This is a genomic window from Bradyrhizobium sp. Tv2a-2, from assembly GCF_000472425.1.
Taxonomy (GTDB): domain Bacteria; phylum Pseudomonadota; class Alphaproteobacteria; order Rhizobiales; family Xanthobacteraceae; genus Bradyrhizobium.
Map to the genome: position 1 here is coordinate 58491 of NZ_AXAI01000016.1, position 16114 is coordinate 74604.

At 63.4% G+C, this 16114-nt stretch carries 10 protein-coding genes and 1 tRNA gene; 5 read left to right on the plus strand and 6 right to left on the minus strand.

What is annotated here, in order from left to right:
* Positions 1-28: 28 nt before the first annotated feature.
* The 3 genes from A3AI_RS0129180 (at position 29) to A3AI_RS0129190 (ending at position 6441) form a co-directional block, all read left to right on the plus strand.
* The gene (locus A3AI_RS0129180) at positions 29-1750 is read left to right on the plus strand and encodes an efflux transporter outer membrane subunit (protein ID WP_245286973.1); all 1722 of its coding nucleotides are present in this window, start codon (positions 29-31) and stop codon (positions 1748-1750) included.
* 229 nt (positions 1751-1979) lie between these two features.
* Complete coding sequence (locus A3AI_RS43635) at positions 1980-3263, plus strand: efflux RND transporter periplasmic adaptor subunit (protein ID WP_245286978.1); 1284 nt, start codon at positions 1980-1982, stop codon at positions 3261-3263.
* Positions 3264-3273: 10 nt separating this feature from the next.
* Complete coding sequence (locus A3AI_RS0129190; RefSeq protein WP_024518970.1) at positions 3274-6441, plus strand: efflux RND transporter permease subunit; 3168 nt, start codon at positions 3274-3276, stop codon at positions 6439-6441.
* 565 nt (positions 6442-7006) lie between these two features.
* Here A3AI_RS0129190 and A3AI_RS0129195 read toward each other — a convergent pair.
* The 3 genes from A3AI_RS0129195 to A3AI_RS0129210 form a co-directional block, all read right to left on the minus strand.
* Positions 7007-7083 (minus strand) — tRNA-His (locus tag A3AI_RS0129195).
* Positions 7084-7326: 243 nt separating this feature from the next.
* A complete protein-coding gene (locus tag A3AI_RS0129200) occupies positions 7327-7767 on the minus strand; it encodes a phasin (protein ID WP_024518971.1) in 441 nt (146 codons plus the stop codon).
* A gap of 262 nt (positions 7768-8029) precedes the next feature.
* On the minus strand, positions 8030-8413 hold the full coding sequence (locus A3AI_RS0129210) for a phasin (RefSeq protein WP_024518972.1): 384 nt from the start codon (positions 8411-8413) through the stop codon (positions 8030-8032).
* Positions 8414-8806: 393 nt separating this feature from the next.
* Between A3AI_RS0129210 and A3AI_RS0129215 the strand changes: the two genes are divergently transcribed.
* A complete protein-coding gene (locus A3AI_RS0129215) occupies positions 8807-12181 on the plus strand; it encodes a PAS domain-containing protein (RefSeq protein ID WP_024518973.1) in 3375 nt (1124 codons plus the stop codon).
* A gap of 4 nt (positions 12182-12185) precedes the next feature.
* Here the strand turns inward: A3AI_RS0129215 and A3AI_RS0129220 are convergent, their stop codons facing one another.
* Positions 12186-13385 carry an NnrS family protein gene (locus A3AI_RS0129220; protein ID WP_024518974.1) on the minus strand — a complete coding sequence of 400 codons (1200 nt, stop codon included), beginning with the start codon at positions 13383-13385 and terminating at the stop codon, positions 12186-12188.
* Positions 13386-13533: 148 nt separating this feature from the next.
* Between A3AI_RS0129220 and A3AI_RS0129225 the strand changes: the two genes are divergently transcribed.
* The gene (locus A3AI_RS0129225; protein ID WP_024518975.1) at positions 13534-14247 is read left to right on the plus strand and encodes a Crp/Fnr family transcriptional regulator; all 714 of its coding nucleotides are present in this window, start codon (positions 13534-13536) and stop codon (positions 14245-14247) included.
* Between the two features lie 94 nt (positions 14248-14341).
* On the opposite strand, the gene A3AI_RS0129230 is transcribed toward A3AI_RS0129225, so the two are convergent.
* Together A3AI_RS0129230 and hemN are read right to left on the minus strand one after the other, a co-directional pair.
* Positions 14342-14533, minus strand: coding sequence for a DUF1858 domain-containing protein (locus tag A3AI_RS0129230; protein WP_024518976.1), 192 nt, complete (start codon positions 14531-14533; stop codon positions 14342-14344).
* 84 nt (positions 14534-14617) lie between these two features.
* Complete coding sequence (hemN, locus tag A3AI_RS0129235) at positions 14618-15970, minus strand: oxygen-independent coproporphyrinogen III oxidase (RefSeq protein WP_024518977.1); 1353 nt, start codon at positions 15968-15970, stop codon at positions 14618-14620.
* Between the last annotated feature and the right edge of the window lie 144 nt (positions 15971-16114).

Here is a 16114-nt window from a genome sequence, read left to right on the forward strand (position 1 = left end):
TTAAAGACTAGCCGTTGGGCTTTGGGCCATGGTCAAATTGTCCGCGTTCACGCGCCTGACGACCAACCGATGGCGAAGGATGGCCGCCGCGGCCGACTTGTTTCCGACCGCCGAAGGGCCGGCCTCACGCCTCATGAATGTGCGTCTGCGCGGCGCGCTGGCTTTGGCGCTCATTCCCGGAGTCGCGGGCTGCGCCGTCGGCCCGGATTTCTTTACCCCAGCACCGCCGGTCGCCGCGAAATATCTCGAGTGGCGTAACGGTTCTATCAGCACAACCAAGGAGGATTACCGCGACTGGTGGCGGGTATTCCACGATCCGGTTCTCAATCGTCTTATCGACATCGCCTACAATCAGAACCTCACACTGCTCAGCGCAGGAACCCAGGTCCTGCAGGCGCGCGCCCAACTCGGCATTGAGGTCGGCGAGTTCTACCCACAGCAACAACAGGGCGTGGGCCTGACCAACTACAACAGGCCGAGCCACGCCGACGCCGCGGCCTCTCCTCAGGCCGACCTCAGCAACTACTGGCGTTCGGCGCTTGGCGCGTCAGCGTCGTGGCAGCTCGATTTTTGGGGAAAGTTCCGGCGCGGAGTCGAATCCGCCGACGCCGGCTATCTCGCCTCGATCGCGACCTATGACGACGTGCTCGTCACTCTTCTCGGCAATGTCGCCAGCACTTACATCGGCATTCGCACGCTCGAAAAACAGATCGCGATCGCGCGAAAGAATATCGTGCGGCAGAAAGAAGCTCTTCAGATCGCGCGCGACCGGTTCAACGGCGGCGCCACCACCGAGGTTGACGTCTATCAGGCCGAGAACGTGCTCGGCCAGACGGAGGCTTCCATTCCTCGACTCACGACCCAATTGCGGCAGGGCGAAAATGCGCTCCGGGTCCTGCTCGGCGTGCCGCCGGTGCCGCTCGGCTCGCTCATAGGACGCGAGACGGGCAGAATACCCGTCGCGCCGGCCAAGATCTTTATCGGCATACCGGCCGATCTGTTGCGGCGGAGCCCCAGCGTGCGAGCGGCGGAATTGAAGGCCGCGGCGCAAAGCGCCCAAATCGGCGTCGCACAAGCGGATCTTTACCCCGCAATCAGCCTGACAGGCGTCATCGGAGGGTCCGCCGCCACACTCAACGGTCACAACCTAGGCCAGGTCTTCACTCCGCCAGGGCTCACCTATTCCTTCGGACCCTCGTTACAGTGGAACATCCTCAATTATGGGCAGATCACCAACAACGTGCGGCTGCAGGACGCAACCTTGCAGCAATATCTCGTGAACTATCAAAATTCAGTCCTCACGGCCCAGCAGAACGTCGAGAACGGAATCGCCACTTATCTGCAGTCGAAGATTGCGGTCGGACAGCTTCGTTACAGCGTCAGGGCGGCCGATGGCGCGCTCAAGCTCTCGCTCCTCCAATATCAGCAAGGCACGCGCGATTACACCTCCGTGCTGATTGCGGAGCAAAACCTCCTCACCGCCGAGAACGATCTCGCTATCGCCGAGGGCAATGGGCCGCTCGGCGTGACCGCGGTCTACGAGGCGCTGGGCGGCGGCTGGCAGATCCGCGAGGGCAATGGCTTCGTGCCCCCGGCGACCAACGCCGAGATGCGCGCCCGCACTAACTGGGGCGACGTGCTGCCGCCCGCCGGAACGCCGCCGCCGGCGCCGCCGGCGCTGGCCGCGCCGACGCCGGGACTGCCGGGGCCCGAGGATCGAGGGCCGACAGTCCGGCCTCCGGCATGGTAGAGTTCGAGGGTCTTTGAGAGGGCGTTCCGCGATGCCGTCGAGATCGATTGAAATGCAAGACGCCGGGCGCGCGGTCCATGGGGAAGGAGGCGGTTCGGTGCATCTCCCGCGCGTCCTGCTCGGAAAAGCTTGCTTCGCCGCAATGGCTGCCGCGATGAGGACCGCCGAACGCATCCGAACGACGCTCCTTGCCTCAGGGGCAGGGCGAAGGTTCGCCGTCGTGGCGTTGATGGCGGCGATGAGCAGCGCTGCTTGCGGCAGCGCCAGCGCGCAAGGATCCGTCAATCGAGTGGAGGGAGAACTCGATCAACTGTGGAACAAGCTTCGGGGCCACAAGAGCGCGCCGCCTCCCGCGAAACAATCGCCTGCCGGCGGTGCGCCTCAAGCCCCGGCTGCCCCCGCAAGCCCGGCTCAGACCGCGGCGCCTGCCGCGCCTTCGCAGAAAGCAGCCGGCGCGACGCCGGAAATTCCCGTGGTGCAGCCGAAGGTCGAAACCGTGACCGATTATGTCGAAATCACCGGCACTGCGGCCTCGACAAATATCGTCAAATTGATCGCGCGCGTCGAAGGCTATCTTGAAAAGATCCATTTCGCGGACGGCGCCTCGGTGAAGGAGGACGACCTCCTCTTCACCATACAGCAGGACCAGTACAAGGCGCAGCTGCAGCAGGCCAAGGCTCAGCTCATGACGCAGCAGGCGGCTTTGGTCCATGCGCAAACCGAGCTCGTCCGTTACACCGAGCTTTTTCATAGAAACGCGGCGTCGGCGACTGAAGTGGATCAATGGGTCTACCAGAAGGCGGCGGCAGAGGCCGGCATCCTTAGCGCCCAAGGGCAGATCGAAGTCGCGCAGTTAAATCTGGATTATACCGAAGTCAGGGCGCCGTTTGCCGGCGTGATGGGCAAGCACCTCGTCGATCCCCACAATGTCGTCGGCGGCGGCGGCGGTCAGCCGGCGGCGCTGGCCGAGATCACCCAGCTCGATCCGATCTATGTGAACGCGACTTTGAGCGAGCAGCAGGCCCTGGGAATCCGCGCCAACATCAACCAGCGCCGGCTCACGCCCGCCGACCTCCTCAAGGTCCCCGTCGATGTCGGGTTACAGAACGGGACCGACTATCCCTATCACGGCCATATCGAATACGTCGCGCCGCAGTTCGACCCCACCACCGGGACGATCGAGGTGCGCGGCATTTTGAGAAACCCTGACCGGAACCTCCTGCCCGGGCTATTTGTGCGGGTGCGGCTACCGAAGGGACATGTAGCTCACGGCGCGCTCCTCGTGCCCGCACGGACTATCAGCGAAGATCAAAGCGGCCTCTACCTGATGATCGTCAATAAGGACGATGTCGTTGAACAGCGTTATGTCCAGGCGGCGCAACGGCCGGTCGGTGGTTTGCGGGTGATCAGCTCCGGCCTCGAACCCGACGAACTTGTTGTCACCGGGGATCTCTGGCGAGTCTCGCCAGGCATGAAAGTGATCCCCAAGCTGACGAGCGCCGACGCTCAGTAGGACTCGACGAATGATATCGAAATTCTTCATCGAGCATCCGGTCCTAGCCAATGTGGTGGCGGTGTTCATCGTGCTGATCGGCGGGGTTGCGCTCTACACCCTGCCGGTGTCCCAATATCCGAACGTCGTGCCGCCAACCGTGCAGGTCACCACCCGCTATCCCGGCGCGAGCCCGCAGACGGTGATCAACACGGTCGCCCTGCCGATCGAGACTCAGGTCAACGGCGTCGACCAGATGCTTTACATGCAGTCGACCAGCGCCGCGGATGGTACCTATAACTTGACGGTCACTTTCAATATCGGCACCGATCCGAACACCGACCAGGTGCTGGTGCAAAACCGCGTTCAAAGCGCGCTGGCGTCACTACCGCTACCCGTTCAATCTCAAGGCGTCACGATCCAGAAAAAGAACACCGCGATCCTGCAGATCGTGACGCTCGACTCGCCGGACGGGCGGTATGACAGCCTGTACATGAGCAATTACGCGGCGATCAACTTGGTCGACGAGCTCGCGCGCCTGCCCGGCGTCGGCAATGTCGCCGTCTTCGGCGCCAGCAATTACGCAATGCGGATCTGGCTCAACCCACAACAACTCTATTCCTTGGGCCTTGAGCCGAGCGATGTCATCGAAGCCGTGCGCCAGCAGAGCCAGGAGGTCACGGCCGGCCAAGTCGGCATGCCGCCCGCGCCGAAAGATCAAGCGTCCCAATATACGGTCGATATTCTGTCGCGCTTCAGCGACCCTTCGGAATTCGCTGATATCATCGTCAAGGATCAGACCGCTAACGGCGGAGAACTCGTCAGGGTGAAGGATATCGCGCGGATCGATCTTGGCGCGCAAACCTATTCGCAGGATTTCAAGCTGAACGGGCGGCCCGGCGCCGGGGTGGCGATCTTTCAGACCCCTGAGGCCAACTCGCTGGCGGTCGCGAAAGAAGTGAAAGCGAAGATGGAGGAGCTTGGAAAGCGCTTCCCGCAAGGCTTGAGATACGGCATTCCCTTCGACACAACCATCTTCGTCCAGGAGTCGATCGCCGAGGTCTATAGGACCTTGTGGCAAGCGGGCGTGCTGGTTCTCATCGTGATCCTGGTCTTCTTGCAGAACTTCCGGGCGACGCTGGTGCCGGCCACGACAGTTCCCGTCACCATCATCGGCGCTTTCGCCGGCATGGCCGCGCTAGGCTTTAGCGTCAATTTATCGACCCTCTTCGGCATTGTGCTGGCGATCGGCATCGTGGTCGACGACGCGATCGTGATCGTCGAAGGCGTGTCGAAATATATCGAGCGTGGCATGTCGGGGCATGACGCGGCGATCCGGGCGATGGACGAATTGTTCGGACCGGTCGTAGGCATCACCCTCGTGTTGATGTCCGTGTTTCTGCCGGCCGCCTTCATGCCGGGCCTGACAGGCAAGATGTTCGCCCAGTTCGCGCTCGTCATCGCGGTCACGGCGCTCATCAGCGCGATCAACGCGGTGACCCTGAAGCCGACGCAATGCGCCCTCTGGCTGCGCGAAGCGACGCCGCTCGACCAACGCAATTTCTTCTATCGCGGCTTCAATGCTGTCTATCAGAGGATAGAAAACGCCTATGCGGCCCTGATCGGCCAGATGGTGCGCCGCTCCGGGCTAATGGTCCTCATTGCGATCGCCCTGGCTGGCGTCGCTCTCTGGGGCATTGCACGATTGCCGACGGCCTTCATACCCACTGACGATCAGGGCTATGCGATCATCGCCGTCCAATTGCCGGAAGGCGCTTCGCTCGGGCGGACCACTGCCGCGCTGGAGCGGGCGGCCGAGATCGCCAAGGCGACCCCCGGAGTCAAGAATGTAATCGCGATATCGGGGCAATCCGTTCTCGACAATAGCGCGTCGCTCTCCAGTGCCGGCGTCGAATATGTCATTTTCGATTCGTTTGCCGACCGCTTAAAGGCCAAGAATCAGGATCTGCGATCAATCCTCGAAAGCATTCAAGGCAAGCTGAACAATCTTCCCGACGGAAAAGGATTTGTGCTAGTGCCGCCGCCGATCCAAGGCATCGGCCAGGCGGGCGGCTTCCAAATGGAAGTCGAGATGCTTGGCGGCAGCTTCGACTACACGAAGCTCGACGAGCTGACGCGCCAAGTCCTCAAATCCGCAGCCGCCAATCCGACGGTGCTACGTCCTCTTACCACGTTCCAACTGGCGGCGCCGCAAGTCGCCGTCACTGTCGATCGCGCCCGCGCGCAAACGCTGAAGGTCTCGGTCGGCGATGTCTTTAAGACGCTTAGCACCTACCTCGGCTCCACCTACATCAACCAATTCAACAAATTCGGGCAATCATACCAAGTCTACGCACAGGCCGATTCGCAGTATCGGCTGAATCCTACGGACATTCTCAATCTCTATGTGCGCAATCGCGATCAGGAAATGGTGCCGATCAGCTCGGTCGCCTTCCTCGGCCGTCAGGTGGCCCCGCCGCTGATCACGCTCTACAATCTCTATCCCGCCGCGACGGTCGTGGGAGCGACCGCGCCCGGATCCAGCGCCGGCCAGACGATGGACGCGATGGCGCAGATCGCCAAGACGGCCCTGCCGAATGACGTTTCGTATGAATGGTCGGGCATGTCCTACCAGGAGAAGCTCGTCGGCAATCAGCTCCTCTATATTTTCGCCCTGTCGATCCTTCTCGTCTATCTCGTGCTCGCCGGGCAGTATGAAAGCTGGATCTTGCCGTTCGCGGTGCTCTCCGCCGTCCCGCTGGCACTGCTCGGCCCAGTCATCGCGTTGACCAGTCTCGGGCTCGCCAACAATCTCTATACCCAGATCGGCCTGATGCTGCTGATCGCGCTCTCGGCCAAGAACGGCATTTTGATTGTCGAGATGGCGCGCGAAGGGCGGGTCAAAGACGGAAAGTCTATTCTCGAAGCCGCCGTGGAAGCCTCGCGCTCCCGCTTCCGGCCGATTCTGATGACGTCTTTCGCCTTCATTCTCGGCGTGACGCCGCTCGTCCTCGCAACGGGGGCGGGAGCAAACGCGCGCAAATCGCTGGGCATCAGCGTGTTCAGCGGCATGATCGCGTCGACGCTCCTGGCCGTGGTGTTCGTCCCGTCGTTTTTCGTGGTGCTGCAGAAGTTGGATGAACGAAGGAAACGGCCGGCGCCGACAAAGGCCGCTGAGGCGCCGGTTCAAGCAAATTGATCGACCCGTTGCCGTGCGTCGGCGTCTTACACCTTGCGAGCTGCCGCATCTGGTGATGTGCGCCGATTAATCAACGCAAGATCGGTCAGCAGCACGACGAACTGAGCTAGCCTGTACTGGACAATCTCCCGCGCAAGGCTGGCGTCCGTCCGGATCGGCGTTGACGCTAAATGTTTTTTGCGCGCTGATCATCATCCCGCTCGACTATGCGTTTCCAACCGAGTTCGGCCAGGATCGCGTCACAACCCAGAATAGGCGCGAGATTAGGAACGTGCCGATAATGGCACCAAACAGCTCTGCCAAATCCCCCACCGTACCCCCGTGTTGACGTCCATCAGCTTCGATGCTTCTGAGTGGTCGCTCAAGCCCCGAGACGGTCAACTGCCCAAACCAGAGCGCACGGAGAAAGGCCCATGAGGGTTTGAGATCTCGCGATGGCCGCGGTTAGCTGCGCGGCACATCGGATTGTCGCTCGCACGCCCCCGCGTTGTTTCCCATACGCTTCCCAATCACGATTCTATGGGAAGCCTGTTACCCGGATTTCCAACCAAGCCATTGATCTGGTTGGTACAGTTGGGTGGGCTCGAACCACCGACCTCCTGTTCCACAGACAGGCGCTCTAACCAACTGAGCTACAACTGCATCCTTCGACGGCGCCCGCAAAGGGGGGCCGGACGGGGCGGAAACTAGGTGCTAAGGTCAGTTTTGGCAAGGCCGTAACGGCGCTGAAATCAACCCCTCCTGCCTGCTTTTCCTGCCTGCTTTTTCCAAGCAAAACCCGGGCGTTTCGCCCGGGTCTGACTTAATCAAAAGGCACTTGGCCGCTTCGAATACGCTTAACTGACTGCCTACCCACTTCGAAAAACGGCAGCTCGGCCTGCCGCATCAAGCAGCGGCGGGCTTGTAGTACTTGGCAGCGTTGGCCTTGATCGGCTCGACGGTCTCGGCTGCGACTTTCTGCGACAACTCGGCGAGCTCCTTGGCCTGGGCCTGGAGGGTCTCAAACGACTTGCGGCTATGGGCAGTGCACAGCTCCAGCGCCTCGGCGGGCGACTTCACACTCAACAGCTCCTGGGCAAAGTCCAGATTGGCCGTGGTGTTGGCCTTCACGAACTCCATCACCTTGGCGGTATAGGCGCTCGCGCCCTTGTTCGCGCTGGTGAAGACCGCCTCGATGGTCGAGTTGTGGTTTTCGGCGGCGTCCTTGAACTTGGCATAGTTGTCGCGCGCCTGCGAAACGCCTTTTTCGGCGAACGCACGCACTTGCTCAGGCACTTCAAAGGGAATCACAGAGGAGGCAGAGAACGGATCGGCAGGATTGGTCATCGGCATGCTTCCTTCGGGCAGAGATGAAGCGAGACCCTCTACGCAAGCCCGGCAGCCAAGATACCGGACAGGTCGAATTGGATCACGCGGCGGAGATCCCTCAATCGGGCGTGCGGAATAAACCTACGTATAGTGGCAATTTTGTGCATTGCAATGCAATTCAAAGTGCACCGACATAGACAGGGGCTCGGCGCGCGTGCGCTGCGCCCCTGTAAATGCTGAGCTTTTTTGGCTCGTCGCGGAACACCCACCGAAAGGCCAACTAATTTTTTGGCTTTGCGGCATCCATGGCCGCGCGGCTCACCATCTGGCCCATCTCGTTGGCCTGCTCGGCGAGGTTGCGCATCTGGGTCTGAACAAACTCGCTGTGCAACCGCATCACCTCGGCGAGGTCCTTGGCATGCAACAGCGACTGCGCATAGTCGAGGGAGGCCTGCACGTTCTTTTCGGCATAGGCGATCGCCTTGGCGCCGATGTCCCGGGCGCCGGCCGTGACGGTGGCGCCGCGCTCCTCCAGCGTGCCGGCGGCTGCCTCTGCACCTTCCAGGAAACGCTCGAAGGTCTTGCGCGTCTGCTCGACACTTGCCTCCGCCATGGACCGCATCTCCTTGGGGACTTCAAATCGATCATGCATGTTCTCGGCCATGATCCCTCTCTCTCTATGCTGACTCTATGCTGATATTTTTTGCAGGTCGTTTGCCTGCTGACGGGCTTGCGCCCGCTGTGCCCGCCCCGTTGCGGCAACAGCCCGGATTGTAGCCCCGAAGGACTTCGCCGCTATGACTCAAATCGGTCCACACATTCGGATCGTGGACTTTTGATCGCCAGTTGCAACGGCTGATGACCGCGCAAGTTCGATGCGTCCGAACGAATTAAGGTTATCGCGGCTTTCGCGGCGCCGCGGAAACGGCAGACCGTGGACCTGACTTTCCTGCCTTGCGATACTAACCTTGTGTTAAGGCTATCATACTGGCAACCGGATCTGCTCCCGCCGCCAGTCGAGGCCCCACAGCAAGTCAGCCGGTTCTAGTCGCCAACCATGAACATGATGGAATTCCAGTTGCACGGCGTCAGCGATCCGCGGCTGGCGGTGCATGCAACGACCGCACTGCCGGCATGGCTATGGTCGACCGATGGCAGCCGCATTCTGTGGGCCAATCCGGTCGGCGCAGAGCTGTTCGGCGCGGCTACCGGCGCCGAGCTTGCGAACAGAACCTTCGGGCCGGCCGATCCGCATCGCCGGCAGATCGCGCATCTCGCCACCCGCCTGCCGCCGAACGCCGCGACCCGGCTGGAGCGGCTGCGCGGCTTCGGCGCACGCCCCGGCATGCTAGCGACCTGCGCCTGCGCGCGGCTTGCTTTCTTCGATGGCAGTCACGGCGTCCTGATCGCGCCGGTCGAGAGTACGAAATCCAATATGCCGCAGCTCGAGCGGCTGCAGCGGCTGGTCGCGAGCATCGCGGCGCCGGTCGCGGTGTTTTCGCGCGACGGTACGCTTTCGGCCGCGAGCGATGCCGCGCGGCCGCTGTTGAGCTTTGGCTCGCTGGCCGAGGCCGGGCTCGACGAAGCGCGACATGCGGCGCTGCATGCGGGCCGCGTCGAGACGCCGACGGAGATCGGCAACATGGTGCTGCAGCGGATCGGCAGCGGGGCCGACACCGCCCTGGTGGCGCTGATCACCCCCCCCGTGGCGCCGGAGCCGCCGGAGGATATTGCGGAATTGCAGGTCGAGGCACCGCCGGCTTACGAGCAACCGGCGTTGTCGGGCGAAGCGCCGGCCGAATTTGCCCTGTTCGACGCGTTCACCGAGCAGTCGCCGGAACAAACCGCGCAGGCCGAAGCGGCACAGCCCCGGCCTGCCCCGGAGACGCCGACAACGGACGCCGAGCCCTCGTCCTATGTCGAGGCGATTGCCGACGAACCGGCGGTCCCGCCTGACGCGACTGCACCCGATGAACCCGATGAGGCTCCGGCCGCGCCGCCGTCCGTCGCAGCGTGGCGCGATGTCCCCGTGTCCGAGCCGCGCCAGCAGCCGCTGCGCTTTGTCTGGGCCATGGATGAGAAGTCTCGCTTCACCGTCATGTCGGAGGAGTTCATCGCGCTCGCGGGCAGGCCTACGGCTGCGCGTCTTGGCCGCAGCTGGGGCGCGATTGCTGCCGCGCTCGGGCTCGACCCCGAGGCGCAGGTCATGAAGGCCTTTGCGACCCACGACACCTGGAGCGGCATCACCCTGAATTGGCCGGTCGAGGATGGCGGCAGCCTCGCGGTCGAACTCGCGGGGCTTCCGGTCTACGACCGCACGCAACGCTTTGACGGCTTCCGCGGCTTTGGCGTCTGCCGCGAACTCGACGCACTGGCGCAGCTTGCGGCCTTCCGCAGTGCGCGGCTGACACAGCCGGCACAGGTCGCGCCAGCGCCGGCCGTTGACATCGTTCCGGCCGATTCAGAGCACGCTCCCGCCCAAGTTCCGCCAGTCGAGCCCGATGTGATACCGGGCCCGCCGGGCGAATCCGCCGCTTCAGGCGTCGAGACTTCAACCCCAACCGATCTGGAAGCAACAGTGGACACGCCGCCGCCTGCGGAAACGCCGCCAAATGTCGTGCCGTTCCGCCCATTGGGAAGCGAACCGAAAGCGCCTGGCCTGACGGCCGGTGAGAACAACGCTTTCAACGAGCTTGCCCGCCAGTTGTCGGCGCGGCTGGAGCGCGACGGCCCGGCCGAACCTGCGGTTGCGGGCGCAGCGCCCGCGATGGCCGAGCCGGCCGTCGCGGAGGCACCTCAGCCTGTCCACGAGCCGAAGACGCCGACGCCAAATCAGCCGGCAGGCCAGCCGGCAAGCCAACCGGCAAGCCAACCGGAATGGCTGATGCTGCCCGAGCCGCCGGCGCGCGGTGACAGCGGGCGCGACCGCATGCTGCTCGATCTGTTGCCGACCGGGGTCCTGATCTATCGGCTGGACCGCATGCTCTATGCCAATCCAGCGTTCCTCGAGCGCATGGGCTATCCGTCCCTGCACGCGCTGGAGCAGGCCGGCGGGCTCGACGCACTCTATGTCGAGCCGGGCGTGTCCACCTCTACCTCCAGCAGCTCCTCGGAAGCCGGCACGCCGGTGACCATTGCAGCAAGCCAGCCGGCCGCCGAGCACGCGACGCCGACGGAAGCGCGGCTGTTCACGATTTCCTGGGACGGCGAGTCTGCGCTGGCGTTGATGTTTGCGCATGCGCCGAGCGCTACAGCCGCTGCGGCGCCGGTCGCGCCGCTGCCGCTACCCGTGCTGGTCCCGCCGCCGCCGCCGGCAGGCCAAGCCAATGCCGAGGATCTCGCCGCCATTCTCGACACCACGGCCGAAGGCATCCTGATGTTCGATGCCAGCGGCAACATCCACGCCTGCAACCGCAGCGCGGAGGCGCTGTTCGGCTACGCGAGCGACGCGCTCACCAAGCGCAATCTCACCGAGCTGTTTGCGCCGGAGAGCCATCGCGTGGTGCTGGATTATCTCGAAAGCATCAAGGACGACGGGGCATCGAGCCTGCTCGATGCCGGACGCGACGTGCTCGGCCGTGTCAGCCAGGGCGGCATCATCCCGCTGTCGATGACCATGGGCCGGACCCGCGCGGACGGGCCGAATTTCTTTGCCGTATTCCGCGACCAGTCGCAGAGCAGGAAGGGCGACAGCGAATTGCGCGAGGCACGCAAGCTCGCCGAGCGTGCCGCGACCGCGAAAGCCGACATGCTGGCGCGCATCAGCCACGAGGTGCGGGCGCCGCTCAACGCCATCATCGGCTTTGCCGAGGTGATGATCGGCGAACGGTTCGGGCCGCTCGCCAATGAGCGCTATGCCGAATATCTGAAGGACATCCGCGCCTCCGGCGAGCGTGTGACCACCATCATCAACGACCTCACCGAGCTGTCGCGGATCGAGACCGGCAAGCTCGACCTCGCCTTCACAAGCCAGAACCTCAACGAGCTCGTGGAGAGCTGCGTCTCGGTGATGCAGCCGCAGGCCAATCGCGAGCGCATCATCATCCGCACCTCGCTTGCGCATCTGTTGCCGCCCGTGGTGGCGGATGCGCGCTCGCTGCGCCAGATCACCATGAACCTGATCGGCAATTCGATCCATCTCGCCAATCCCGGCGGCCAGGTGATCGTCTCAACCGCGCTGTCGGACTATGGCGAGGTGGTCCTGCGCGTGCGCGACACCGGGCACGGGCTCAACGACAATGAAGTCGCCGCCGCACTCGAGCCGTTCCGCACCCCACCGCCCTCCGACAAGGCGAACGAGAAATCGGGGCTGAACCTGTCGCTGACCAAGGCGCTGGTCGAAGCCAATCGCGCCCAGTTCCACATCAAGACCGGCGGCCGCTCTGGCACGCTGGTGGAGATCGTGTTCGCTCGCGCGCTGGCGCGGGCGTAGACTTTCAAGCGGCCGCCTTACGCTCGGCGGCGCGACGGCGGCTGCCGAGCAGCAGCGGCCCATAGGCCAGTGCGAAGCCGAAAAAGGCCGCCATCCAGGCAAAGCCCGCGATATGGAGCAAAATTTCGCTGCTGGCGGGATGAAGCACGGCACAGATGCGCGCGACGGCGGCGACGATGATGGCGAGATAGATCGCCTGCGTCCCAACCGAAGCGGTGAGCTCCTGGCCGGTATGGCCGAGGCTCGCGCGCGTCATCACCGCGAGCGTCATGACGCCAGCCGCGCCCGCCATCCAGGCATGGATGCCTGCGCTCGCCGGCACGAGGTCGAAGGCGGCCGCGGCATTGAGCAGCAAGCCGAGCGGCACAAAAGCGTAGCCGACATGGAGCACCAGAAGCAGCCGCTCGCGAAAGGTCCGCTCACCCGCCCAGCGCGATAGCCGCGCAAGCTGCAGCAGGCCGGCAAGCCCAAGCAAGCCGCCGGTGACCTGTTGATCCGGGGCGAAGATCCAGGCGAGCAGTGCAACGGCGCTTCCTGCGATCGTTGCCTTGTCGAAGCGGCCGAACGGCACCGGCAACCGGCCCGGTTCCTGCCGCACCAGCCAGTTGCGTGTGAAGCTTGGAATGATGCGCCCGCCGATCAGCGAGATCAAAAGCACCACCACGGCAATGCCGATGCGGATCGCATAATCGGCGCTGCCTGCGAAATGCGCCTCAAGGTGAAAGGTGACATTGCCGGCGAATACCACGAGCACCAGCGCGACAACGGCCAGATTCCGCCAGTTCTTCCCTGCGACAATTTCCCTTGCGGCTGCCGCTGCGACCAGCAGCAGGAAGCTCGCATCGACCAGCATGGCGAGCCACCAGGTCGCGTCGGCCGAAAACGTCACCGCGATACGCCCGGCAAGCCAAACCGCGACAAGCGCGACCAGCGGCGTGCCCTGGATCGGCAGCCGGCCGGTCCAGTTCGGGATCGCCGTGAACAGGAAGCCGGTGATGACGGCAGGCAGATAGCCGTAGAGCATCTCATGCACATGCCAGTCACGCGGGGCAAAGGCCGAGGTCAGGCGCAGTTCGCCGTAGAAAACCGGGAGCCAGACCAGGATCGCCACCCCCGCCTGGATCGCGCCAGCCAGGAAGAAGGGCCGAAAGCCGGCGGAAAACACCGACCAGCCCTGATAATCGCGATAACGAGGAACCGCCATTTTGATCCGTGCTCCCAAACTTGATCCGCCTCAAACGCTTTCGGCCACATTTGGGCACAACAGGGGACAGGCATTATTGTGCCGGGACAAACTCCCCGGCGGAAGTTGCGATCCAGTCGCGCCAAGCCCTGAGCTGCGGAGGGAGGACATGGCCACAGTCGACAATTCGATGGTTGCGCATTTGCCGCTGTTTGCGGGACTGACGGCCGCGGACCTCGCCGAGGTGCTGCGCGAGGCCCGCTCCAGCCGCTTTGCAAAAAGCAGCGCCGTGTTCGAGCAGGGTACGGATGCGACCTCCTTCTTCCTGCTGCTGCATGGCCATGTCCGCGCCAGCAAGACCACGCCTTCGGGCGAGCAGATCGTGGTTCGCTACGTTGCGCCCGGCGAGATATTTGGCGTGGCGCCGGCGATCGGGCTGCCGCATTATCCGGCCACCGCGACCGCTGTCGACGAGAGCGTTGTGCTGGTCTGGCCCGCGACCGCCTGGCCGCGGCTGGTCGCCCGCTTTCCCCAGCTTGCCACCAACACTCTGCAAACCGTCGGCAGCCGCCTGCAGGAAAGCCACACCCGCGTCGTCGAGATGTCGACCCAGCAGGTCGAGCAGCGCGTCGCGCACGCCTTGCTGCGGCTAGCCAAGCAATCGGGGCGCAAGCTCGATCACGGCGTCGAGATCGATTTTCCGATCAGCCGACAGGACATTGCGCAGATGACCGGCACTACCCTGCATACCGTGAGCCGCATCCTGTCCGGATGGGAGCAGCAGGGCCTGGTCGAGAGCGGCCGGCAGCGCATCGTGCTGCGCGAACCGCATAAGATTTTCGTTCTTGCCGAGCAAACGCCTGGCGACAACTCCACGCGCTAAAGCGCGATGAGATTTGGTTGAATCGTCATCGCGCCTTTGATTGAGCATGATCTTTTCGGAAAACCGCTACACACTTTTCCGGATCATGCTTTAGTCAGCTGCAGGCGTGCAGCGTCCGCAGAAAAGCATCACAGTCGATGCCGTGCTCGCGGCAGGCGTCCTCGACGGTGTGGAAGGTTGCGATCGGGCAGCCGACGCAGCCCATCTTGTGCTGGAGGAACACGCGGATCGTATCGGGTGCGCCGCGCATCACATCGTCGACCAGATCATGCAGTGAGAAGGACATGGGCGTCTCCGTTCTGACTGGAACGGTAACGCCGGCGCAGCAACCCGTGTTTGTCGCTGCGCAAGCTTGGGCGAGGTTCGCGGGCTACACAGCCCGGCTGTGCAGCCGCTGCGACTGGTCCAGATGCGCATCGAAGGCGGCGGCGACGCTGCGCACCAGGAAGCGCGACTTGTCAGCGACCTTGAGCGAGCTCCCCTCGAGTTCGACGACGCCGTCGGAGACGAGCTGCTCCAGGCGCGGCGCCGATCTCAGCATGGCGTCCGCACCTTTGCCATGGCGCGCGCAGACCGCGTCGATATCGACCCCGAAGTCGCACATGATGCGCTCGATGATCTCGCTGCGCAGAACATCGTCCTCCGTCATGGCATAGCCCTTGGCGGTGGCGAGGCGGCCGGTGGCGATGGCGTCCGAATAGGCGCCGATCGGAACCTCGTTCTGCACATAGCCCTGCGGCAGGTGCCCGATGGCGCTGGCGCCGAAGCCAAGCAGCACCGTGCTTTCGTCGGTGGTATAGCCCTGGAAGTTGCGGTGCAGTCGCCCTTCCCTGTACGCGATGGCCATCTTGTCGGACGGCAGCGCAAAGTGATCGAGCCCGATCTGGATGTAGCCCGCTTCCTTCAGCGCATTGGCAATCGCGCAAGCCTGGTCGTAACGTTCGACGCTGTCGGGCAGCCGGCTCTCGTCGATCTTGCGCTGATATTTCTTGAAGCTCGGGACGTGGGCGTAGCCGAACACGGCGAACCGCTCGGGGCGAAGCTCGATGCAGCGCCGAACCGTATCCAGGCAGGAGGCGATGGTCTGGTGCGGCAGGCCGTAGATCAGATCGAAATTGAGCGCACGGACGCCCGCGCGCCGCAAATTGTCGGCCGCGGTCGCGGTCTCCTCGAAGCTCTGCACCCGGTTGATGGCATATTGCACCACGGGATCGAAGCTCTGCACGCCGAGGCTCGCCCGGTTGACGCCGCCAAGCGCCAGCGCGTCGATCATGCGCGATGAGAGCGAGCGCGGGTCGATCTCGATGGCGATCTCGGCCGACGGCAGCACGAAGAAGGACTGCCGGATTGCCCCGATCAGCTCGGTAAAGGATTCCGGCGCCATGATGGTCGGCGTACCGCCGCCGAAATGCACATGATCGACCTTCATGCGCCGCTCGATCTGCCGCGAGATCAGCTCGATCTCGCAGCGGAGCGCGGCTTCATAGACAGCGATCGGCTCATCGCGCTTGGCGACCGTGGTGTGGCAGCCGCAATACCAGCACATCGTGCGGCAGAACGGCACGTGCAGATAGAGCGAGGCGGTGGCGTGCTGCGGCATCGCCCTGAGCCATTGGGCATAGGTATCAGGCCCGATCGTATCGGAGAAGTTGGGCGCCGTCGGGTAGCTCGTATATCTCGGCAGCCGCTCCTGCCCGTAGCACACCGCCAGATCTGCTTTCATTTCGAACCTGCGATTCCGAATCGAGCTACCGGCAGACGCGAGCCTGCCAAACCGAACCATGACTCAAACTGAGAAAGTGACCTTGCGCTCACTCAAAGTCGGGGCAGATTTCAAGAACGAAGTCCGAAAGCACCACATGTTCCC

Excerpts from the sequence above, each read along its gene's own strand:
- A3AI_RS0129200 (WP_024518971.1), bottom strand. The coding sequence starts at position 7,767 with ATGACCAATCCTGCCGATCCGTTCTCTGCCTCCTCTGTGATTCCCTTT.
- A3AI_RS0129230 (WP_024518976.1), bottom strand. The coding sequence starts at position 14,533 with ATGTCCTTCTCACTGCATGATCTGGTCGACGATGTGATGCGCGGCGCA.
- A3AI_RS0129220 (WP_024518974.1), bottom strand. The coding sequence starts at position 13,385 with ATGGCGGTTCCTCGTTATCGCGATTATCAGGGCTGGTCGGTGTTTTCC.
- A3AI_RS0129210 (WP_024518972.1), bottom strand. The coding sequence starts at position 8,413 with ATGGCCGAGAACATGCATGATCGATTTGAAGTCCCCAAGGAGATGCGG.
- hemN (WP_024518977.1), bottom strand. The coding sequence starts at position 15,970 with ATGAAAGCAGATCTGGCGGTGTGCTACGGGCAGGAGCGGCTGCCGAGA.
- A3AI_RS0129215 (WP_024518973.1), top strand. The coding sequence starts at position 8,807 with ATGAACATGATGGAATTCCAGTTGCACGGCGTCAGCGATCCGCGGCTG.
- A3AI_RS0129190 (WP_024518970.1), top strand. The coding sequence starts at position 3,274 with ATGATATCGAAATTCTTCATCGAGCATCCGGTCCTAGCCAATGTGGTG.
- A3AI_RS0129225 (WP_024518975.1), top strand. The coding sequence starts at position 13,534 with ATGGCCACAGTCGACAATTCGATGGTTGCGCATTTGCCGCTGTTTGCG.
- A3AI_RS43635 (WP_245286978.1), top strand. The coding sequence starts at position 1,980 with ATGGCGGCGATGAGCAGCGCTGCTTGCGGCAGCGCCAGCGCGCAAGGA.
- A3AI_RS0129180 (WP_245286973.1), top strand. The coding sequence starts at position 29 with ATGGTCAAATTGTCCGCGTTCACGCGCCTGACGACCAACCGATGGCGA.